Annotated in this window: 19 protein-coding genes; 10 read left to right on the forward strand and 9 right to left on the reverse strand. The window is 61.1% G+C overall.

Features of this window, described 5'->3' with window-relative positions; genetic code table 11:
• Nucleotides 1-13 precede the first annotated feature (13 nt).
• On the reverse strand, nucleotides 14-1,462 hold the full coding sequence (locus tag FQ192_RS28890; protein WP_149661581.1) for a nucleobase:cation symporter-2 family protein: 1,449 nt from the start codon (nucleotides 1,460-1,462) through the stop codon (nucleotides 14-16).
• A gap of 392 nt (nucleotides 1,463-1,854) precedes the next feature.
• Nucleotides 1,855-2,748, reverse strand: a complete 894-nt coding sequence (locus FQ192_RS28900) for a LysR family transcriptional regulator (protein ID WP_149661582.1) — start codon at nucleotides 2,746-2,748, stop codon at nucleotides 1,855-1,857.
• 102 nt (nucleotides 2,749-2,850) lie between these two features.
• Here FQ192_RS28900 and FQ192_RS28905 point away from each other — a divergent pair, with 102 nt between their 5' ends.
• On the forward strand, nucleotides 2,851-3,942 hold the full coding sequence (locus FQ192_RS28905; protein WP_149661583.1) for a polyamine ABC transporter substrate-binding protein: 1,092 nt from the start codon (nucleotides 2,851-2,853) through the stop codon (nucleotides 3,940-3,942).
• Between the two features lie 13 nt (nucleotides 3,943-3,955).
• The gene (speB, locus tag FQ192_RS28910) at nucleotides 3,956-4,915 is read left to right on the forward strand and encodes an agmatinase (protein ID WP_149661584.1); all 960 of its coding nucleotides are present in this window, start codon (nucleotides 3,956-3,958) and stop codon (nucleotides 4,913-4,915) included.
• A gap of 120 nt (nucleotides 4,916-5,035) precedes the next feature.
• Here the strand turns inward: speB and FQ192_RS28915 are convergent, their stop codons facing one another.
• A complete protein-coding gene (locus FQ192_RS28915) occupies nucleotides 5,036-6,088 on the reverse strand; it encodes an aldo/keto reductase (protein WP_149661585.1) in 1,053 nt (350 codons plus the stop codon).
• A 191-nt stretch (nucleotides 6,089-6,279) separates the two neighbouring features.
• Between FQ192_RS28915 and FQ192_RS28920 the strand changes: the two genes are divergently transcribed.
• From FQ192_RS28920 to FQ192_RS28940, 5 genes are all read left to right on the forward strand, one after another.
• On the forward strand, nucleotides 6,280-6,996 hold the full coding sequence (locus FQ192_RS28920) for a YafY family protein (protein WP_149661586.1): 717 nt from the start codon (nucleotides 6,280-6,282) through the stop codon (nucleotides 6,994-6,996).
• Between the two features lie 52 nt (nucleotides 6,997-7,048).
• Nucleotides 7,049-7,390 (forward strand): nuclear transport factor 2 family protein, encoded by a 342-nt coding sequence (locus tag FQ192_RS28925; RefSeq protein ID WP_149661587.1) that lies wholly within the window; start codon nucleotides 7,049-7,051, stop codon nucleotides 7,388-7,390.
• Between the two features lie 225 nt (nucleotides 7,391-7,615).
• Nucleotides 7,616-8,734, forward strand: a complete 1,119-nt coding sequence (zapE, locus tag FQ192_RS28930; protein ID WP_149661588.1) for a cell division protein ZapE — start codon at nucleotides 7,616-7,618, stop codon at nucleotides 8,732-8,734.
• Between the two features lie 17 nt (nucleotides 8,735-8,751).
• Complete coding sequence (locus FQ192_RS28935; protein WP_149661589.1) at nucleotides 8,752-9,333, forward strand: DinB family protein; 582 nt, start codon at nucleotides 8,752-8,754, stop codon at nucleotides 9,331-9,333.
• A gap of 72 nt (nucleotides 9,334-9,405) precedes the next feature.
• A complete protein-coding gene (locus FQ192_RS28940; protein WP_149661590.1) occupies nucleotides 9,406-9,897 on the forward strand; it encodes a GNAT family N-acetyltransferase in 492 nt (163 codons plus the stop codon).
• A gap of 83 nt (nucleotides 9,898-9,980) precedes the next feature.
• Here the strand turns inward: FQ192_RS28940 and FQ192_RS28945 are convergent, their stop codons facing one another.
• The 4 genes from FQ192_RS28945 to FQ192_RS28960 form a co-directional block, all read right to left on the reverse strand.
• Complete coding sequence (locus tag FQ192_RS28945) at nucleotides 9,981-10,187, reverse strand: hypothetical protein (RefSeq protein ID WP_149661591.1); 207 nt, start codon at nucleotides 10,185-10,187, stop codon at nucleotides 9,981-9,983.
• A 145-nt stretch (nucleotides 10,188-10,332) separates the two neighbouring features.
• Nucleotides 10,333-12,573, reverse strand: coding sequence for a TonB-dependent siderophore receptor (locus tag FQ192_RS28950; protein WP_149661592.1), 2,241 nt, complete (start codon nucleotides 12,571-12,573; stop codon nucleotides 10,333-10,335).
• A 211-nt stretch (nucleotides 12,574-12,784) separates the two neighbouring features.
• Nucleotides 12,785-14,533: a phosphoethanolamine transferase CptA gene (locus tag FQ192_RS28955; protein WP_149661593.1), complete on the reverse strand. Its 1,749-nt coding sequence runs from the start codon at nucleotides 14,531-14,533 to the stop codon at nucleotides 12,785-12,787.
• Between the two features lie 229 nt (nucleotides 14,534-14,762).
• A complete protein-coding gene (locus tag FQ192_RS28960; RefSeq protein ID WP_133839677.1) occupies nucleotides 14,763-14,942 on the reverse strand; it encodes a DUF6026 family protein in 180 nt (59 codons plus the stop codon).
• Nucleotides 14,943-15,215: 273 nt separating this feature from the next.
• On the opposite strand from FQ192_RS28960, the gene gnd reads away from it, so the two are divergent.
• The 3 genes from gnd to FQ192_RS28975 are packed head-to-tail and all read left to right on the forward strand — an operon-like array spanning nucleotide 15,216 to nucleotide 18,537.
• The gene (gene gnd, locus FQ192_RS28965) at nucleotides 15,216-16,196 is read left to right on the forward strand and encodes a phosphogluconate dehydrogenase (NAD(+)-dependent, decarboxylating) (RefSeq protein ID WP_149661594.1); all 981 of its coding nucleotides are present in this window, start codon (nucleotides 15,216-15,218) and stop codon (nucleotides 16,194-16,196) included.
• The gene (gene zwf, locus FQ192_RS28970) at nucleotides 16,193-17,716 is read left to right on the forward strand and encodes a glucose-6-phosphate dehydrogenase (protein ID WP_149661595.1); all 1,524 of its coding nucleotides are present in this window, start codon (nucleotides 16,193-16,195) and stop codon (nucleotides 17,714-17,716) included. The genes gnd and zwf overlap by 4 nt, the downstream gene beginning before the upstream one ends.
• Entirely contained in the window at nucleotides 17,713-18,537 is an 825-nt protein-coding gene (locus FQ192_RS28975) for an HAD family hydrolase (RefSeq protein WP_149661596.1), read from the forward strand. Before zwf ends, FQ192_RS28975 begins: the two co-directional genes overlap by 4 nt.
• A 115-nt stretch (nucleotides 18,538-18,652) precedes the next feature.
• Here FQ192_RS28975 and nhaB read toward each other — a convergent pair whose 3' ends face one another.
• Nucleotides 18,653-20,155: a sodium/proton antiporter NhaB gene (gene nhaB / locus FQ192_RS28980; RefSeq protein ID WP_149661597.1), complete on the reverse strand. Its 1,503-nt coding sequence runs from the start codon at nucleotides 20,153-20,155 to the stop codon at nucleotides 18,653-18,655.
• Nucleotides 20,156-20,225: 70 nt separating this feature from the next.
• Complete coding sequence (locus FQ192_RS28985; protein ID WP_149661598.1) at nucleotides 20,226-21,515, reverse strand: hypothetical protein; 1,290 nt, start codon at nucleotides 21,513-21,515, stop codon at nucleotides 20,226-20,228.
• Nucleotides 21,516-21,709: the final 194 nt, after the last annotated feature.

Consider the following 21,709-nt stretch of genomic DNA (forward strand, 5'->3'; position numbering starts at 1 on the left):
TAGCACGCGCGCTTCAGCGGTTCAGGTGGCTGGCGGATTCCGTGGCTTGCGGGTTTTCCATGACTTGCAGGATCGGCGCTTCCGGGTCGAAATCGTCTTCCTCAAGCTCCATGAATTCCTCGGGCAGGAACACGTTGAGGATGATCGCGCACAGCGCACCCACGGTAATCGGCGATTCGAAGATGTTGTGCAGCGCCAGGGGCAACTCGCGCAACACTTCCGGCACCGCCGCGATGCCCAGGCCCATGCCGAGGGAAATCGACACGATCAGCATGTTGCGCCGATGCAGGCCGGCTTCGGCGAGGATCTTGATCCCGGCCACGGCCACGGTGCCGAACATCACCAGCTCCGCGCCGCCCAGTACCGGTTTGGGCATCAGTTGCAGCACCGCGCCGATCATCGGGAACAGACCCAGCAGCACCAGCAAGCCGGCGATGAAAAACGCCACGTAACGGCTGGCCACGCCGGTGAGCTGGATCACCCCGTTGTTCTGGGCGAAGGTCACCATCGGCATGCTGTTGAACACCGCCGCCATGGCCGAGTTGAGGCCATCGGCGAGCAGGCCGGACTTGATCCGGCGAATGTAGATCGGGCCCTTGACCGGCTGCCGGGAAATCATCGAGTTGGCCGTCAAGTCGCCCGCAGCTTCCAGCGGCGACACCAGGAAAATCACCGCCACCGGCACAAACGCCACCCAATCGAAGTTGAAACCGTACTTGAACGGCACCGGCACGCTCACCAGCGGCACCGCCGGCAGGCTGGCGAAATCCACATCGCCCATCAACCAGGCGACGACGTAGCCGAGGGTCAGGCCTATCACAATCGCGCCGAGGCGCAGGAACGGCACATCGACCCGGTTCAGTACCACGATGGTCCCGAGCACCAGTGCTGCCAGGGCCAGGTGATGACTGGCGCCGAGGTCCGCCACGCCGAAGCCGCCGGCAATGTCGGTCATTGCGACTTTGATCAGCGACAGCCCCATGAGCGTGATGATGGTCCCGGTGACCACCGGAGTAATCAGCATCCGCAGCTTGCCGATGAACTGGCTCAACACCACTTCGATAAACGCGGCGAAAAAGCACACGCCAAAGATCGTCGACAGAATCTCATCGGTGCCGCCGCCCCGGGCCTTGACCATGAACCCGGCGCTGAGGATCACGCTGATAAAGGAAAAACTGGTGCCTTGCAGGCACAGCAAACCGGAACCCACTGGGCCAAAGCGCCGGGCCTGGACGAAGGTGCCCAGGCCAGAGACGAACAACGCCATGCTGATCAGGTAGGGGATTTCGCTTTGCAGACCCAGCGCACCGCCCATGATCAGGGTTGGCGTGATAATGCCGACGAAACTCGCGAGTACGTGTTGCAGGGCGGCGAAGACCGTGGCGGTCAGGTGCGGGCGGTCGTTGAGGCCGTAGATCAGGTCGGAGCGGGGCTGGGATTTTGCGTGTTCGGATGAGGTCACGAGGAAAGCGCCAGGGGCCAGGTCAGAAAAAGGAGGCGCAGGATGCCAGAAAAGTTACAACCTGACACAAATCCTGTGACCACCACCCAACTGTGGCGAGGGGGCTTGCCCCCGTTGGGCTGCAAAGCGGCCCCAAAACCAGCCAACGCGGTTCTTCAGGCATACCGCGTTTACCGGTTTTACGACGGCTGCGCCGCCGAACGAGGGCAAGCCCCCTCGCCACAGGGGGGGGCGGCGGCGGTGTTTACATGATCGTTCCCATGCTCCGCGTACCGATCGTTCCCACGCTCTGCGTGGGAATGCCTCAAGGGACGCTCCGCGTTCCACTGGGACGCAGAGCGTCCCGGGCTGCATTCCCACGCAGAGCGTGGGAACGATCATCAACGATCAGGTCAGGTGAACGCCGCCAGCAAATCCTCCTCAAACGCCTTCTGCGCATCCCCCGGCACTTGCGCCCGATGCCGGGCCAGGTGAAATCCCACATCAAAACTCATGTCCCCTACACGAACTGCCCGCAGCAACCCCTTGTCTTCCCAGCTCCGGGCAAAGTGGCTCGGCAAATAACCCACATGTTTCCCGGACAGAATAAACGCCAGCGTCCCCTCGACCTGTTCCGAGCGCGCCGAACACACCTTGCCCTGGAACGGCTCATCACTGCGCAGGAAGCGGTAGGGATGATCCACCCGGTCACACGCCTGCAGCGCTTGATCATCCGGCGCCTCGTTGGTGAACAACGGATGCCCCGGCGCGCAGTACAAATGCTGGGTTTCGCGGAACAGTTCCCGGTAGTCAAACGCACGTTGCACCTGTGAGAAATAACCGATCGCCAGGTCCAGCCGCTGTTGCAGCATCAATCGCTCCATTTCCCCGGGCATGGCGCTGATCAACTCGATGCGCACCGACTCATCCCGCTCGCGAAAGCGCCGGATCGCATCGGCTACCCGTTGCAGCACCGACTGGTCGAGGGCTTCGGACAACCCCAGGCGCACCTCGCCAATCAAACGCCCGGCCACGCCGTTGGACTGATGACGAAAGACTTCGATGGATTCAAACAGACTGCGAATGGCGATCAGCAATTGCTCGCCCTTGGGCGTCACCCGGAAGCCACCCTTGCCGCGACTGCACAGGCGATAACCGAGGCGGGTTTCCAGCCTGGCCATTTGCTGGCTGATGCTCGATTGGCTCAACCCCAGTTCACCCTGGGCCGCGCTGAAGCCGCCGCATTCCACCACGCTGACAAACAGGCGCAGCAGTTGCAGGTCCAGATCGTGCAGTTGGCCGAGCATCACGCATTACTCCTGGATAAAGTCAGGTTAACAAACTTGATATTTTTCCAATGTATCCGAGGGCGCACGCTGCAACCACTCCAATAAAGTCAGGTGTTCGTGATGCCTCCTCTTCTCAAACTGTGTTTTCCCGCATTGTTGTTGGCAATCGCCGCGTCGGCCCAGGCTGAGGAAAAGGTGGTCAACCTCTACAGTTGGGCCGATTACGTGGCGCCCGAGACCTTGCAGCGCTTCGAACAGGAAACCGGCATTCACGTGCGCTACGACACCTTCGACTCGTCGGAAGTGCTGGAAACCAAGTTGCTCACCGGTGGCAGCGGCTATGACGTGGTGGTGCCATCGTCCAGCGTATTGGCCCGTGGTCTGGCGGCCGGCGCGTTGAAGGCGATTCCCCGCGAAGGCCTCAAGGGCTACGCCAACCTCGACCCGGACTTGCTGGAAAAACTCGCCGCCGTCGCCCCCGGCAACCGCTACGGCGTGCCCTACACCTGGGGCACGTTGGGCCTGGGGATGAATGTCGAAGCAGTGAAACAGCGTTTGCCGGACGTGCCGCTCAATAGCCTTGATCTGCTGTTCAAGCCCGAATACGCCAGCAAGCTGAAAGACTGCGGCATCGCCATTCTCGATTCGCCGCAAGAGGTGATCGGCCTGGCGCTGCATTACCTCGGTAAAGATCCCTACAGCACTGATCAGAAAGATCTGTCAGCTGCCGAGGCGTTGTTGCATCAGCTCCAGCCGAATGTGTTGTACGTCGCCACCGGCCGGCAGATCAGCGATCTGGCTAACGGCAGCGTGTGCCTGGCCCTGACGTACAACGGTGACGCGAGCATGGCCGCCGATCAGGCGCGCAAGGCCAACAAACCGTACGAAGTGGCGTACCGCATTCCCAAGGAAGGCACGCTGGTGTGGCAGGACAACCTGGCGATCCCCAAGGACGCGCCGCACCCCGAAGCCGCGCGCCAGTTCATTGAATTCATGCTGCGCCCCGAATCCGTGGCCGCGCTGACCAATACCCTGTTCTTTGCCACCGCCAATACCGCCGCCACGCCGTTGGTGGATGAAGCGGTGCGCACCGACCCGGATATCTACCCGCTGGCCGACGTTCGCGACCGTTTGTACGCCGACCGCAGCATGAGCCTCAAAGACATGCGCCAGCGCACCCGCCTGTGGACCACTTTCCGTAGCCGCCAATAATAAGGAACTCACCATGGATGTCCCTGTGCAAAACGACCAGGCCATGACCCGCGACAGCCTCTATGGGACTGCCGCCGAAAGCACCTACGCCGGTATCACCAGCTTCATGCGCCGACGCTACAGCCGCGATTTGCGCGGTGTGGATGTGGCGGTCAGCGGTGTGCCGTTCGACACCGCCACCAGCAACCGCCCCGGCGCGCGTTTCGGGCCACGGGGCATTCGCGCCGCGTCCACCGGGATCGCCTGGGAACGCCATTGGCCGTGGACCTTCGACCCGTTCGATCACCTGGCGGTGATTGATTTCGGCGATTGTGACTTCGATTACGGCTCGCCGCACTCGATCCCGGAAAGCATCGAAGCCCACGCCGAGCACATCCTCAGCGCCGGCAGCGCGATGCTCACTTTCGGTGGCGATCACTTCGTCACTTATCCGCTGCTCAGGGCCCATGCCCGCAAGCACGGCACGTTGTCGCTGATCCACTTCGACGCCCACAGCGACACTTGGCCGGACGAGGAGGGTAAGCGGGTCGATCACGGCACGATGTTCTGGCATGCGGCCAAGGAAGGGCTGGTGGATCCGTCGCGTTCGGTGCAAATCGGTTTGCGCACGACCAATGACGATCACATGGGGTTTCAGGTGCTGGACGCCCGGCGGGTGCATCGCCAGGGGTGTGAGGCGATTGTCGAGGCGATTCGGGCACGGGTCGGGGATAACCCGGTGTACCTGACGTTTGATATCGATTGCCTGGACCCGGCGTTCGCGCCTGGCACCGGAACGCCAGTGTGCGGCGGGCTGAGCACGGTGCAGGCGCTGGAGATTCTTGGCGGCTTGCGCGGGATCAATCTGGTGGGGATGGATGTGGTGGAAGTGGCGCCGGCTTATGACAGCGCGGACATTACCTCACTGGCGGCGGCGACGTTGGCGATGGAAATGCTGTGTTTGTATGCGGCCAAACATAAGGTTGATCGTTGAGAGGGATGTGTAGCGGTCAGGAGGACGCCTTCGCGGGCAAGCCTTGCTCCTACAGGTTATGACTGCGTAAAACCTGTAGGAGCGAGCGGTGCGACGATTCGACTTGCCCGCGAAGCTTTTTCAGGCCACCGGAATCTTCGGCAAATCCAAAATCTCAACCCCGGTATACCGCGCCACCGACCCGGCGATCATCGCGTGCGGCACACCCGGCTCAACACTGCTGCTGCCATCCAGCCGCACCAACTGCTCGTCATTCAGATGCACATTCAACGCGCCCAACGTGGCGTCCAACTGCTCACGGGTACGCGAACCCAGAATCGGAATCAGCGCCGTGGTCGAGCGCTTGGCTTTCTCGCGCAACCAGGCAATGGCCACGTGAGTCGGGCTCGATTCCATTTCGGCGGCAACCGCCAATAATGTGTCGAGCAGGGCGGTTTCCCGGGCGCTTTTCTCGCTGTGAATCAACATGCCGAGTTTGGCCGCGCGGTTGTTCTCGTCGTTGGTGCGGTATTTACCGGTGAGGAAGCCGCCACCCAAGGGTGACCACAAGGTTGCCGCCAGACCCAGGGCTTCAGCCATCGGCAGCAATTCTCGTTCAGCGGTGCGTTCGGCCAGGCTGTATTCGGTCTGGATCGCGGCGATCGGCGAAAAGCCGCGCACTTCGGCCAGCACATCAGCACGAGCGATGCGCCAGGCCGGGAAGTTCGACAAACCGGCGTAGTGAATCTTGCCGGCGCGCACCAGGTCATCGAAGCCCCGCAGGATTTCCTCCATCGGCGTGACGCCGTCGCTGATGTGCGCCCAGAACAGGTCGATGTGATCGGTTTTCAGGCGTTTGAGGCTTTCTTCGGCGGCGCGGACCATGTTCTTGCGATTGTTGCCGGTGAAGGAAATATTGGCCGTGCGCTCGGTGCCCATGGTGAATTTGGTGGCGATCACCAACCGATCCCGCTCGGCAGCAATGAACTCGCTGAGCATGCCTTCCGACTCGCCTCCCTGATAACCGTTGGCGGTGTCGATGAAGTTGCCGCCGGCCTCCAGGTAGCCGTCGAAAATCCGCTTGGCTTCGTCGCGTTCGGCGCCATGGCCCCAACCAGTGCCGAAATTGCCGGCGCCCAGCGCCAGTTCCGAAACCCGCAAGCCGGTTTTACGGCCAAAGACTTTGTAATGCATGGGAGGACTCCTGAGGGAAAACGTCGGGGTTGAATATAAATGTTCATCAACATGTATTTAATATGATGCGAGTAATATCCAGCGTCAAGACGCTTTTTTCAGGGGCGATGAAAGGGCCGATCACTCCTGCCAGTTTCTGACAGCAGCCTTTGCTAAGCTTCGGCCACTTTCCCGGACTGAGCGTGCCGATCGTGTCGCGAACCACTCGTTTACTGACCTTGCTCCAAGTGTTGCGCGGGAAAAGCCGCCCGGCGACCGCCGCGACCCTGGCCAGCGAACTGGAGATCTCCGAACGCACGCTGTACCGCGACATCGCCGAACTGACGGCCCTCGGCGCGCCGATTTATGGCGAGGCGGGAATCGGCTATGTATTGCGCAGCGGTCTGTTTCTGCCGCCCTTGATGCTCAACGCCGACGAAACCGAAGCCATCGTGCTCGGTTTGCGCTATGTCGATCAGCGTGGCGATGAGGTGTTGAGCAAGGCGGCGGCGGATGCGCTGGCGAAGATAGCTGCGGTGTTGGCGCCCGAGGCGCTGGAGGCGTTGCACAACCCGACGGTTTTGCCCGGCCCGTCGGGGTACGGTTTTGCGCAAAACGCTGTGCCGCTGAATGTGTTCCGCCAGGCGATCCGCAATCAGGCCAAGTTGCACATCGACTACGCCGACGCCCATCAGGTGCCGACCCAGCGCTTGATCTGGCCCTTGGCGCTGGGCTTTCTCAACGAGGTGCGGATCATCGTCGCCTGGTGCGAATTGCGCAGTGCCTATCGGACCTTTCGCACCGACCGGATTTCAGCCGCGAGCGAGCAGGGCGAGCGCTATCCCGGCCGGCGCAGCGACCTGTTGCGCACCTGGCGCAAGCAGATGCAACTGGATGAGGCCGGGCGCTTCACTCCTGACAAGAACTGACACAGCGCTGATTTAGCATGGCTCCAGAATCAAACAACAAGGAGCTATCAACATGTCTAGTCCAGCCGCTTCACTGGCCCCGGCCATCGCCGCTTACATCGCCGCCGCCAATGCCCGTGACACTTCGCGGGTCGCCAGTTTTTTCGCCGAGGATGCCAATGTCTTCGACGAAGGCGAGCATCAGGTCGGGCCCCAGGCCATCGCCCAATGGATGCAAGACACCGCGCAACGCTACCAGCCACGGGTCGAGGTGCTCGACGTTCAGTTGCGCACCGGCAAGGTGCTGGTGCACAACCTGATTTCCGGGACGTTTCCCGGCAGCCCGCTGGAATTACGCTACACGTTTCGGTTGAACGAGCAGGGCAAGATCGCCCGGTTGGACATTTCCCTCTGACACCACTCCGGTCAATGCGGGTGCAATACCCTGTAGGAGCGAGCGGTGCGACGATTAGGCTTGCCCGCGAAGGCGGTTTAACAGTCAACAAAGGTGTTGAATGTGAAGGCCCCTTCGCGGGCAAGCCTAATCGTCGCACCGCCCGCTCCTGCACGGGGAATTGTGGTGTTTCAAATGGTGGGGTGACTGGCATACTGCGCAGCTTCTGATCTGAAGCGCGGCCCTATGACATTCGACTCCCCGTTAAGCGCCTGGCAGTACGCCATTGAACAGAAGGGCTTTGTTCAGGACGAAGCCCAGGAACATGCCGTCTGGGCCCTGCAAAAGTGTCACGAAGCCTTGCATGAAGGGCGCAAGTCGATCACCGGCGTGTACCTCTGGGGCCCGGTAGGTCGGGGCAAGACCTGGCTGATGGATCAGTTCTACGAGAGCCTGCGGGTACCGGCCCGGCGACAGCATTTCCACCATTTCATGGGCTGGGTGCATCAGCGCTCGTTCCAGTTGACCGGCACCGCCGACCCACTCAAAGCTCTGGCCCGGGAATTGGCCCAGGAAGTCCGCGTGCTGTGTTTCGACGAGTTGTTCGTCAACGACATCGGCGATGCGATCATTCTCGGCCGCTTGTTTCAGGTCATGTTCGAGGAAGGCGTGGTGGTGGTGAGCACCTCCAACCAGCCGCCGGATCAGCTGTATGCCGACGGCTTCAACCGCGACCGTTTTACCCCGGCCATCGAGGCGATCAAGCAGCACATGCAAGTGATCGCGGTGGATGGCGGCGAAGATCATCGCCTGCACCCCGGCGCGGCGTTGCAGCGCTATTGGGTGGGGGCGCTCGATGAGCCCAGCGGGTTGGCCGAAGCGTTCAAGACTCTGACCGTTGGGCAATCGGTTTCCAGTGCTCCGATCCAGGTCGGCTATCGCAGCGTTCATGTGGTGCAGGCCAGCGCCACGGTGCTGTGGTGTCGTTACGCGGATCTGTGCGAGCAACCGTTTGCCGCCATGGACTTCATGGCCCTGTGCGACACCTTCAGCGCTATTCTGATGAGTGAAGTGCCCAACCTGAGCGCGCAGAAACGCGAAGGGCGCATCGCCAGGGGCACCGAAGACGGTGTGGAGCGGGTGGTGGCCGGTGACCGTGAGTTGCCGCAGTTGTCGGTGCACGATGACGGCGTTCGGCGTTTCATCGCCCTGGTGGACGAGTGCTACGACCGCAAGGTGCCGCTGTACCTCGAAGCCCAGGTGCCAATGGAGGCCTTGTACACCGAGGGCTATCTGGAATTCCCGTTCCGCCGCACCCTCAGTCGCTTGCAGGAAATGCAGTTGCAACGGTTTGCCGAAGCTTGAACACAGGAGGCGCGACGATGACTCAACCCCTGTCTCACCATTTACTGACCATGGCCTACCAGAACGCCTGGGCCAACCACCGACTGGCCAAGGCCTGGGGTCAGTTGAGCTCGGCGGAATTGACGGCCACGCGGGTCAGTTTCTTCCCCAGCATTTGCGCCACCCTCAACCATATCCTGACCTGCGACTGGTTCTATGTGGATGCCCTTGAGCGCGAACTGCGCGGTGATGTGCCGCATCCCGATTGCTACGTTTTTTTCAACGACGAGCAACCCTTCACGGCCGCTGCCGATCTCCAGCGCGAGCAAGCCCAGGTAGACCGCCGGCTAATTGCCTATTGCGAGCAATTGCGCGACGCCGACCTCGGGCGACTCGTGACCATCGCCCGGGACACGCCGCAACACGACAGCCGCCTGCGTATGCTCTCGCATGTGTTCGAACACCAGATTCATCATCGCGGGCAGGTGCATGGGATGCTCAGTGGCACGTCGGTGGAACCGCCGCAACTGGATGAGTTTTTCTGCGCCGGGGAGGCGGGGTTGCGGGCGGGGGATTTTGCCGAGTTGGGTTGGACCGAAGAATTGATTTGGGGTCACTAAGATCCGGTTGTCGCCACGCCGCCGTCACGCTAATGTCCTTGGCCAATTTGATGTATGCGATCGAGGGTGGAAATGGAATCCGCAGAAATACTTGTACTCCAGGCCAGCTACACCAACCCGGTACACGCCGAGGCCATTTGCCTGGTGTTGAACCACTACGCCGAAGACCCGATGGGCGGCGGCAAGCCGCTTTCAGCCGATGTCCTGCAGCAACTGCCGGCGGAACTGGCCAAGCGTCCTTATGCATTCAGCGTGCTCGCCTTCGTCGGCGGTGAACCGGCGGGGCTGGTCAATTGCTTTGAAGGGTTTTCGACCTTTGCCTGCCGACCTCTGGTCAACGTGCACGACGTGGCGGTGGTGGCGAAGTTTCGTGGTTTGGGCCTGAGCCAGAAGATGTTGCAAAAGGTCGAAGAAATCGCCCGCCAGCGCGGTTGCTGCAAGATCACCCTCGAAGTCCTGGAAGGCAACGCCGTGGCTCAGGCGTCCTACGCCAAGTTCGGCTTTGCCGCTGGCATGTTCGACCCGGCCCATGGCCGCATGCTGTTCTGGATCAAGTCGCTGTAAATCCCGGGCATAAAAAAGGGCGTCCAGCAGGACGCCCAAGTGTCAGCTCTGGCGACGGAGCAGGTCGCCAGAGGTCCATCGGTTCAGGTTCTGTAGGATTCGGTCACTTGTGCGGTTTGATCATCCGGAACCCGGAGCTCGCCGTTTGGGCGATGATCGGTCGGGGTTTGCGCGGAGGGAACCGGGAAGTTGTCCCAGTAATGCTTCATCCGCTGCGCACCGCCTTCGGCAAACACGCTGCTGGAGCCGACGATGAGCAGGCCGGCGAGGATCAGGCTGACTCGTTTCATGATGGATCTCCCACTAAGAATGACGGGGCCTTTCATCCGTGATTCAAGGGCGTGGGCGCAGTATTGGCAGAGCTCATTAAATCGGGGTTAACACCGAGCAAAATGTGGGAGCCAAGGCGCTCCCACAGCAGAGGCCAAGTCAGGCTCAGAGTTTCCAGTCCAGGCTGAGCGTCACGGTGCGCGGGTCGCCCCAGAACACACCGTTATAAAAACCGACGTTGTCGTAATACTTTTTGTCGAACAGATTATCGACGTTCAGCGAGGCTGAGAGGTGCTTGTCGAACTCGTAACGCGACATCAACTTGACCACGCTGTAGGCCTCCTGGCGGATCTTCGTGCGTTCAGTGATCAGGCCACCCTCGGCATTGCGCCCGACCGGGCGATTGGAGTTGCCCCAGATATCACTCTGCCAATTCAGCGCGCCGCCGACGGTCAGCGCATGCCAGTCGCCGGGCAAGCGGTACGCGGTGGACAGGCGCAACATGTTCAGCGGTTCATTGGTGTTCGCCCGCTGCTTTTCGCCGTTGGCCGCGTGGGTGTAGGTGTAGCCGGCGGTCATGTTCCAGTCGGTCATGACTTCGCCGGACACTTCGACTTCGAAGCCCTGGACCTTCTGCCCCTTGCCCCCGGACTTGTAGAATTCCTCACCCGTCACCGGGTCTGGCGGCACCGCATCGTCCACTTCGGGGACGTTGTCCTGCTTGCTCCAGAACACTGCCGTGGCCACATTCAGGCGTTCATCCAGCAGACTGCCCTTGAGGCCCAGTTCATAGTTGCTGCCGACCACCGGTTCCAGGTATTTGCGATTGGCGTCGCGATTTTTCTGGGGTTTGAAGATGTCGGTGTAGCTGACGTAAACGGTGTACTCGGGCGTCAGGTCGTAGAGCAACCCGGCGTAGGGCGTCCAGATATCGCTGTGTTGCTGCGAAGTGGTCTCCACGCCCGTCAATTGCAGGTTGTCATCGTAGGTCTTGCTGTTTTTCGAGGCTTTCCAGCTGCCGTAACGACTGCCGAGCACCGCGTGAAAGCGGTCGGTCAGGTTGAGGCGGGTGGCCAGGTAGCCGGCCTTCTGACGGGTGTTGTCCGATGAGCCATTGAGGCTGGTCACGGTGTCGGGAAACTTGGCGATACCGCCCATGTATTTCCAGTCGGCAATGTTGTCGTAGCCGGCGGGTACGGCGCCCGCCACGGCGTACGGCGACTCGTCACTGCGCTCGGCTTCGCCGTAGCCGAACATCAGCTCATGCTCGCGCCCGAACAGCGCGTAGGGGCCCGCCACGTTAAAGTCATAGGTTTTCATTTTCTGCGTGCCGACCATGTGGCCACGGTAGGCGCTCATGCCACTTCGATCGTCATTCGGGAAGCCGCCACCGCCGTAGTAGACCTTGCCGTCGGTATCGCTCTCGCGGTGGGTGTAGGCCGCTTTGAGATGCCAGCCGCCGGCCAGTTGCTGGTCAAGGTTGGCAAAAGCGGTCTTGTCTTTCAGTGGCCAGGAACTCCACGACGTCGCCATGTTGGTCGAGCGCCCGAGGTTGGCCTTGCCCCCCGACGAATTCCAGTACGGCACGGTGCCCCATGACGTGCCCTGAACCTGCTTGTCCTGATAGTCGTAACCCACCGCCAGCACAGTGTCGTCGGTGAGATCGGCTTCGAGCACGCCGTAGCCGACTTCCCGTTGCATCTGGTAATGATCGCGCAACGATTGGCTGTCGCGGTAGGCCAGCACGCTGCGGCCGCGCAAACGTCCGTCGAACGCCAACGGACCGCCAACGTCCACGTAACTGTAGTAATCGTCGTAGCTGCCGCCACTGACGCCGGTCTGGGCTTGCCATTGCGCGGTCGGGCGCTTGCGCACCATGTTGATGGTGGCTGACGGGTCGCCGGCGCCGGTGGTCAACCCGGTGGCGCCGCGAACCACTTCGATGCGGTCGTAGATGATGGTGTCTGAGTCTGACTTCATCCGCCCGAAGGTATTGAGCATCCCGTCAATCTGGAAGTTGTTGATCTCATAGCCACGGGACGAATAGCTGACCCGGTCCGAGTCATTGTGCTGGACCACCACGCCGGTGGTCTGGCTCATGGCTTCGGAAAGGGTGCCGAGCTTGAAGTCGTCCATTTGCTGGCGAGTGACCACGGACACCGATTGCGGGGTGTCCTTGATTGACAGGTTCAGGCGGGTCGCGGTGCTCATGGCGCCGGTGGTGTAGGACTCGGTGTGTTCGGTGGTGGTGCCCAGGCCTTCGGCGGTGATGTTGGTGGCGGTGAGCTCCAGGGTGCTGGCGGCCGGGTCCTTGTCGGGCTCGGTTTCGGCCAGCAGATCGGGGCTCAGGGCTGCGCTGCACAGGCCGAGGGTCAAGGTCATGGAACGGGTAATAGGCGCGAACATCGCAGCCGACTCCTTGTCTTCGAGGGAAAAATTCCGTTTGTTCAAAGACGAAGGAGGGCGGGGAGATTTAGCGATAAACGAGAATAATTATCATCGGAAGGAGGGCTGTAGGAGCGAAGCTTGCTCGCGAAAGCGGTGTGTCAGGCAGCATCCGTAGTGAATGTGCTGACGTCTTCGCGAGCAAGCTTCGCTCCTACAGGAGGTTGCGGGGTTATTGCTTGACCACGGCCGGTTCTTCGACAACCGCAGCCTTTGGCTTCATCAAGCTGAAATCGATCAGCGGACGTTCCTGGCGTTCATACGGGTTGCCGATCAACAGCGGCCGTGGCTTGAAGCTGTCGCTGACCAGGCTTTTGCTGCGGTCCAGTTCATCGAAGCTCAGCCCGGCCAGGTCGGCCCAGGTGTGGATCAACTGCGAGCTGCTGTAAGGGCGGCTCAGGTCGGCGGCAAAATTCCAGTCGTGGGTTTCACGCCATTTCGGCGAAGCCCAGGCCATGAACGGAATGGTGTACATCGGCGCCGTCGGCTTGTTCTCGTTACGACCCAGGGTGCTGTGGCCCGGCGAGTCGAACACGTCTTCGCCGTGGTCGGAGAGGTACATCAGGAAGCCGTTAGGGTCTGCCTTGGCGTAATCCTTGATCAGGCTCGACACCACGAAGTCGTTGTACAGCACCGCGTTGTCATAGCTGTTGTAGGTCGGCACTTCGGCATCGTGTACACCGGCCGGAACCCCGGCGCGGTCCTTGAACTTGTCGAAGGTTGGCGGGTAGCGGTACTGGTAGCTCATGTGCGTGCCGAGCAAATGCACAACGATCAACTTGTGCGCCGCCGGATCCGTCAGAGCCTTGTTGAACGGCTCGATCACGTCGCCATCGTACTGGGCGGCGTTCTGGTTGCGGTTGTTGTTCAGGTACACCTGCTCGTCGGCCTGTTCGGAGAACGTGGTGAGCATGGTGTTGCGCTTGGTCATGGTCTGCTGGTTGGTGATCCAGAAGGTCTTGTAGCCCGCCTGTTTCATCATGCTGACCAGCGACGGCGTCGAGAGGTACAGGTCCGGGTTTTCTTCGTCGGCGAAGGTCAGTACCTGCTGCAACGCCTCGATGGTGTAGGGGCGCGGGGTGATGACGTTATTGAAGATCGCCAGTTGATCCTTGAGCTTGTCCAGCTCCGGGGTAGTGTCCCGGTTGTAACCGTACAGGCTCATGCGCTGACGGTTGGTGGACTCGCCGATCACCAGCACCAGGGTCGACGGCTGGTCGGCCATGGTGTTCTTGAGGTTTTTCAGCGGCGCGATCTTGCTTGCACTGTCGAGCATGTCTTGCATGCCGGCCAGGGTGTCGAGGTATCGGTGATACGCCACGGCCATCTGCCAAGGCACTGCCGGCTCGATGCGGGTTTCGAACTTCTCGAAACCGCCGGCAAAACTGCCGGTACGCGCGGTTTGCTTGATCAGCGGATAACCGACCACGGCCACCAGAATCGCGGTCGCGGCGACCAGCGCGCGGCCACGGGGCATGTACACCGGGCGCAGGCGGGTCCAGAGGAAGTAGGCGAACGCCGTGTGGGCGAGGAACGCGAACACCATCCACCAGGCAAAGTACTGGGTCATGTACTCGCCAGCTTCAGAGATGTTCGACTCGAACATGATGAAGATGACGCTCTGGGAAAATTCCTGCTGATAGATAAAGAAGTAGCCCAGGCTGGCCATCGAGCAGGCCCACAGCACGACGCCGATCAGCGCGGCCAGCAGGCGGGTACGTTTGGGGAACAGCAGCATCGGTGCGAGCCACACGGCGCTCATCACGAAGGCCTGGCGAAAACCGGTGAAGCCGGAGGTGCCCGTCAACTGGATCAGCAGTTGCGTAATGCCGGAAAAATACCAGAAGAACACAAATAGCCAGAGGAACCCGGCCCAATCGAAACCTGTCGCAGACGTTTTGCTGCGTTTGAACACTGCCATTCAGAACTCCCACCGGCATCAGCAAGCCACCGGCGTCATCAAACGAAACCCACGAGACACCACTGTCCGAGAACCGAACAGCCACAAGGACGCGAAGTATCGCTAGGCAGATGTGAAAACTTTGTGAGTTTTGTTCAGGTGCACGACAGGTAACAGGTCGCTATTTACTGATCAGGAGAAGATTTATGTGGCGAGGGGGCTCGCCACAAGGCAGAGGTGTTGCCGGAAATCAGGCGTTCAACGCGGGCATCGCTTGCCCGGACAGCTGAGCCTGTTGCTGCAACAATTGCCGGAGCTGGGCCACCTGGTGTTTCAAGGTGTCACGCTCGTCTTTCAATTGGCGCAATTCATCACGACGGATCGTGACGTAGAGAGTTTGTGGGGGACGTGCGGTAACGATTGTGTCCATTGCTCACCTCGCAAATGGCCTGCTTCAACTGTGGTTGTGTCGTTCTTGCGAGCGACACCCTCACTATCGGCGCCGATTTTGATTTCTTTTGCCTGTGAATGGAACTTTTTTATTTTTAATGGTCGGTGTGTCTTCAGCACGATTCCCGACGTTATCAATCAGGATCGGGCACAATGCCCGGAAACTTCATCCCGGCGCTCTGGACTAACCCACATTAGTCGCGTTGGGCTATAACCTTTGACACACATTATTTGTAGTAAGGAGCATCAGCACATGCAACTCGGGATTATTGGACTGGGCCGCATGGGCGGGAATATTGCGCGGCGCCTGATGCTCAACGGGCATACCACCGTTGTTTACGACCGCAATACCGCCTTCGTCGAGAACCTGGCAAAAGAAGGCTCCACCGGCGTTGCCGACCTGCCTGCACTGGTCGCCGGCCTGGCCAAGCCGCGCGCGGTCTGGGTCATGTTGCCGGCCGGCGCACCGACCGAAGACACCATCGACACCCTGAGCAACCTGCTCGAAGCCGGTGACACCATCATCGACGGCGGCAACACGTTCTATAAAGATGACATTCGCCGGGCGAAAACCCTGGCGGAGAAAGGCCTGCACTACATCGACGTCGGCACCTCCGGCGGCGTCTGGGGCCTGGAGCGCGGCTACTGCATGATGATCGGCGGCGACGCCGAGACCGTCACGCGCCTCGATCCGCTGTTCGAAAGCCTGGCGCCGGGCCTGGGTGACATCCCGCGCACCAAGGACCGCAAGTCCGAAGACGATCGTGCCGAACGCGGCTACATCCACGCCGGCCCTGCAGGTTCAGGTCACTTCGTGAAGATGATCCACAACGGCATCGAATACGGAATGATGCAGGCCTTCGCCGAAGGCTTCGACATTCTCAAGACCAAATCCAGCGAAATCCTGCCGCAAGACCAGCGTTTCGACCTGAATGTGGCCGACATCGCCGAAGTCTGGCGTCGTGGCAGCGTGGTGTCCTCGTGGTTGCTCGACCTGACCGCCGACGCCTTGGCCAGCGATCCGAAGCTTGACGGCTATTCGGGCGAAGTGGCCGACAGCGGTGAAGGTCGCTGGACCATCGAAGCTGCCATGGAACAAGCGGTGCCGGTACCGGTGCTGTCGAACTCGCTGTTCTCGCGCTACCGCTCGCGCGGCCAGGGCACCTTTGGCGACAAAATCCTCTCGGCCCAGCGTTTCGGCTTCGGCGGCCATGTGGAGACTCCGAAAAAATGACCAACACGATCCGCAGGAAATCCAAGGCAGAACCCGCACCACCGACCACGCTGTTCCTGTTCGGTGCCCATGGTGACCTGGTCAAGCGTCTGTTGATGCCGGCCCTGTACAACCTCAGTCGCGATGGCCTGCTGGGCGATGGACTGCGGATCATCGGCGTTGACCACAACGCCATCAGCGATGAAGCCTTCGCGCAAAAGCTCGAAGACTTCATTCGCACCGAAGCGGCCGCCAAGGTCGGCAAGGGCGATGAAGCCCTTGACCCGACCTTGTGGGCCAAGCTCGCCAAAGGCATCAGCTACGTCCAGGGCGACTTCCTGGACGACAGCACTTATCAAGCGCTGGCGGCGAAAATCGCCGACAGCGGCACGGGCAATGCGGTGTTCTACCTGGCCACCGCACCGCGTTTCTTCAGTGAAGTGGTGCGCCGCCTCGGCAGCGCCGGTTTGCTGGAAGAGACGCCCGAAGGCTTCAGAAGGGTGGTGATCGAAAAACCGTTCGGCTCCGACCTGCAAACCGCCGAAGCCTTGAACGCGTGCTTGCTCAAGGTCATGTCGGAGAAGCAGATCTACCGGATCGACCACTACCTGGGCAAGGAAACCGTGCAGAACATTCTGGTCAGCCGGTTCTCCAACAGCCTGTTCGAAGCGTTCTGGAACAACCATTACATCGACCACGTGCAAATCACCGCCGCCGAAACCGTTGGCGTGGAAACCCGTGGCAGTTTTTACGAACACACCGGCGCCCTGCGGGACATGGTGCCCAATCACCTGTTCCAGTTGCTGGCGATGGTCGCCATGGAACCGCCGGCCGCGTTTGGCGCCGATGCGGTGCGCGGTGAGAAGGCCAAGGTGGTCGGTGCGATCCGCCCGTGGTCCGTCGAAGATGCGCGGGCCAACTCGGTACGTGGGCAATACGCTGCCGGCGAAGTCGATGGCAAGCCACTGGCCGGTTACCGCCAGGAAGGCAACGTCGCGCCTGACAGCAACACCGAAACCTACGTCGCGCTGAAAGTGATGATCGACAACTGGCGCTGGGTCGGCGTGCCGTTCTACCTGCGCACCGGCAAGCGCATGAGCGTGCGCGACACCGAGATCGTCATCTGCTTCAAGCCGGCGCCGTACGCGCAGTTCCGCGACACCGAGGTCGACGAGTTGCAGCCGACCTACCTGCGGATCCAGATCCAGCCCAACGAAGGCATGTGGTTCGACCTGCTGGCCAAGCGGCCGGGGCCGGCGTTGAAAATGGCCAACATCGAGTTGGGGTTCGCCTACAAGGACTTCTTCGAGATGCAACCGTCCACTGGCTACGAAACCCTGATCTACGATTGCCTGACGGGCGATCAGACGCTGTTCCAGCGCGCTGACAACATCGAGAACGGCTGGCGCGCCGTGCAGCCGTTCCTCGACGCCTGGCAGCAGGATGCGAGCGTGCAGAGCTACCCGGCCGTTGAAGACGGCCCACAAGCCGCCGAGGACCTGCTGGCCCGCGATGGTCGCGTCTGGCACAGCCTCGGATGAGTGACGCTACGCAACAACCCATCCGTTTTCTGCTCAGCGACATGGACGGCACCTTGCTGCTGCCCGATCACAGCCTGAGCCAGCGCACCATCGACGCGGTCCGCGCACTGCGCGGGGCCGGCGTGCTGTTCAGCCTGGCCACCGGCCGTCCGCCGAAAGCCATGCTGCAGCAGATCGAAGCCCTGGGCGTTGATCTGCCGACCGCGGCGTTCAATGGCGGCACCATCGTCAATCCGGACGGCAGTTTGCTGGTTGCGCATTACTTGCCGGCGACGGCCGCACTGACCGCGCTGGCACTGTTTGCCGACCGGCCGGACATCGAAATCTGGGTGTTCAGCGGTGGTGATTGGCTGTTGAAAGACCCGCACGGTCCGATGGTTCCTCGAGAACAGCACGGTCTGGGTTATCCGCCGGTGGTGGTCGAGAGTTTTGAGCCGTACCTGGAGCGGATCGACAAGATCGTCGCCACCAGCAACAACACGGACTTGTTGATCGAGCTGGAAGCGCTTCTGCTGCCGAAAGTGGAAGGCCAGGCGCAAGTCTCCCGCTCACAGCCGATTTACCTCGACGTGACGGCGATGCAAGCCAACAAAGGGGATGCGCTGGCGACACTGGCCGGGTTCCTCGGCGTGCCGCTGGAGCAGACTGCGGCACTGGGCGACGGCGGCAATGACCCGGCGATGTTCCATCGTGCCGGGCTGTCGATTGCCATGGGCCAGGCGGAAGAGGCGGTGAAACGCCAGGCCGATGTGGTGACCGGCGCCAACACCGAAGATGGCGCGGCCCAAGCCATCGAGCAATACATTCTCCGTCCCGCGTAATGATCGTTCCCACGCTCTGCGTGGGAATGCAGCCCGGGACGCTCCGCGTCCCATTGGAACGCGGAGCGTCCCTTGAGGCATTCCCACGCAGCGCGTGGGAACGATCACCGTGGTGTTACAGCCAGAAACTCACCGCATACCACCCCAAACCCCCCATCACCACCGTATATGGCAACGCCATCCACACCATCCGCCCGTAAGACAACCGAATCAGCGGTGCAATCGCCGACGTCAGCAGAAACAGAAACGCCGCCTGGCCATTGGGCGTCGCGACGCTGGGCAGATTGGTCCCGGTGTTGATCGCAATCGCCAGCGTCTCGAAATGCTCGCGGCTCATATGGCCGGAGATGAATGCCTGTTTCACTTCAGTGATGTAGATCGTTGCGACAAACACGTTATCGCTGATCGCCGACAACAGGCCATTGGCGATAAACAGCATGCCCGGCTGTTGATCCGCCGGCAGGGCCAGCACCCACTGGATCAATGGCGTGAACAGTTGCTGGTCATGAATCACCGCGACCACGGCGAAGAACACCACCAGCAGCGCGGTAAACGGCATAGCGTCTTTAAAGGCGTTGCCGATGCGGTGTTCGTCGGTGATGCCGGTGAACGCGGTGATCAACACGATCACCATCAAACCGATCAGCCCGACTTCGGCGATATGAAACGCCAGCCCGGCAATCAGGATCAACGCCGCCGCGCCCTGTACCAGCAGCGCCGCGCGCTGGCGCGAGGTGCGTTCGGCGTTGTCTTCGGCGGCGTAGTTGGCCAGCACCGCGCGCACGTTGTCCGGCAGCAAGGTGCCGTAACCGAACCAGCGCAGCTTCTCCAGCAGCACGCAGGTCACCAGGCCGGCGGCCAGCACCGGCAGAGAAACCGGGGCGACCTTGAGGAAGAACTCGGCGAAATGCCAACCCATCTCGTGCCCGATCAACAGGTTCTGCGGCTCACCGACCAGCGTACACACGCCGCCCAGCGCGGTACCCACGGCGCCATGCATCAACAGGCTGCGCAGGAACGCGCGGAACTGCTCGAGGTCTTGGTGATGCAGTGTCGGCAGGTGCTGATCGTCGCTGAAGGCGCTGTCTTGGCGCGGATCATTGCCCGAGGCGACGCGGTGATACACCGAGTAAAACCCCACGGCCGCGCTGATGATCACCGCCGTGACAGTCAAGGCATCGAGAAACGCCGAGAGGAAGGCCGACAGAAAACAAAACAGCAACGCCAGCAGCGCCTTGGAGCGAACCCCGAGCAACAGGCGCGAGAACAGAAACAGCAGCAGGTCTTTCATGAAATAGATGCCGGCCACCATGAACATCAGCAGCAGGATCACCGGGAAGTTGTGCACCAGCTCGTCATACAGCGCCTGGGGCGTGGTCATCTTCAGCAGCAGCGCTTCGATCAACAGCAATCCGCCGGGCATCAGCGGATAACACTTGAGTGCCATGGCCAGGGTGAAGATGAACTCCAGGACCAGCAGCCATCCGGCCGCTATCGGCCCGACCGTCCACAACACCAGGGCGTTCAGTATCAGAAAACCGACAATGCTTGCTTTGTACCAGCGGGGAGAGTGCCCGAGAAAGTTATGCGCGAACGCCTGGGTCATCGAACCGGACATCGGCTACTCCTTGTATTAAGAAGCGCGCAACTTGCCGCAAGGGGCAGGGAAGATCAAGCGCCGCCGCGTGTCAGGCGAGGTAGCGCGCCACCACCGCGCGGTAATTGCCGTCCAGTGAGTAACCGCCGACGACGATTCGGCCGTTGGCCTGCACGGCCAGGGCAGTGGCGGTGTCGAGGCTGCGGCCCAGACGAGTGCGCACCCAACCGATGCCATTGGCGAAGCTGCGATCCAGCTGCCCTTGGGGCAAATAACGGGCGAGGATGAAGTCGGCTTCGATACCGCCGACGGTGGCCCCCACGGCCAGCACGCTGCCATCGGGCTGAACCTGGGCGGCGGTCCATTGGCTGGCGGTGTGGCCGATTTCCAGGTGCTGCGGCTGGCCGCCATTGCAATGATTATCCGGGCGCCCGTTGCTGTGCAGTTTGAGTGACAGGCAGTGCATCGGGTCACGGCTGCTGCCAAAACAATGCAAGTCGCCATTGGCCTGCTGGACGATCTGGCTGATCAGCGCGCTGCGTCCCTGGGCCTGGAAAGTCATGAAGCCATCCACGGCGAAGCTGTTATCCAGCGTGCCATCGACGTGGTAGCGCGCCAGCAAGCCTTCCCCGGGGAAATTGATCGCACCGCCAGCGAGGATTCGTCCGTCCCGTTGCACCATCAGGCTGCCGAGCCAGGTATTCATCAGCAGATGCCTGACCACGACGAAACCACGGCCATTGAAATCGTTGTCCAGTGTGCCATCGGTGTTGAGGCGGATCAGCAGGCCGGCGTGATCGGCCAGTTCGAAATGATGATTGGCCAGCAGCAGGATCCGCCCGTCCTCCTGCACGCAGATATCACAGGCTTCGGCGCCCGGCACACCAGGTGGCAACCAGTCGTCACGCAAGCCTCGGGACAGGTCGCCCGGTAGCCGCACCACCAGGCGGCCGTCGTCGCCAAAGTCTCGAACCCGTTGACCATCGGGGTTGAACAGCGCCAGGGCGGGCAAGGTGCGATGCGCGTTTTCGTAATGCAGGCCGGCCAGCAGGATCGAACCGCAGGGCAGGACATGGACTTTGCTGGCCATGGCCTCGAAACCCAGCGCGAACTGCCCGATCAGGCTGCCCTGATTGCCGAAGGACAGGTCCGCCGAGCCATCTTCCAGCAGACGGGCCAGACCGAAGCGGCTGCCGCCGTGGGTGCCGACCTTGGCCGCGACCAACAAACGGCCATCCGCGTCGATGGCGATACCGTTGGCCATGCTGGAGGAGCTGCCGGCGAAATACACTTGGGTTTTGCCCGCCGCGGCAAAATCAGGGTCGAGATGCCCGGCTTGATTCAGGGTGGCAGGGCGGGCAAAAGCGGTCTGGGTTTGCATGCACGCATCTCCTTGCCAATCGACCCGATCCCGGTAACCGGGCGGGTGACGGCGCGTGCGAAACATTCAATCCCTGAATGCATGAGCGCACAACTGTCATAACTAACAGGCGGAGGGTCGCTGTGTGCCAGAACAGTGTCTTTTGGACCCAGTTGATATTGAGCTAACAGCACAGTAGGAGCAAAGCTTGCTCG

This window comes from Pseudomonas sp. ANT_J12, from assembly GCF_008370045.1.
Lineage (GTDB): Bacteria > Pseudomonadota > Gammaproteobacteria > Pseudomonadales > Pseudomonadaceae > Aquipseudomonas.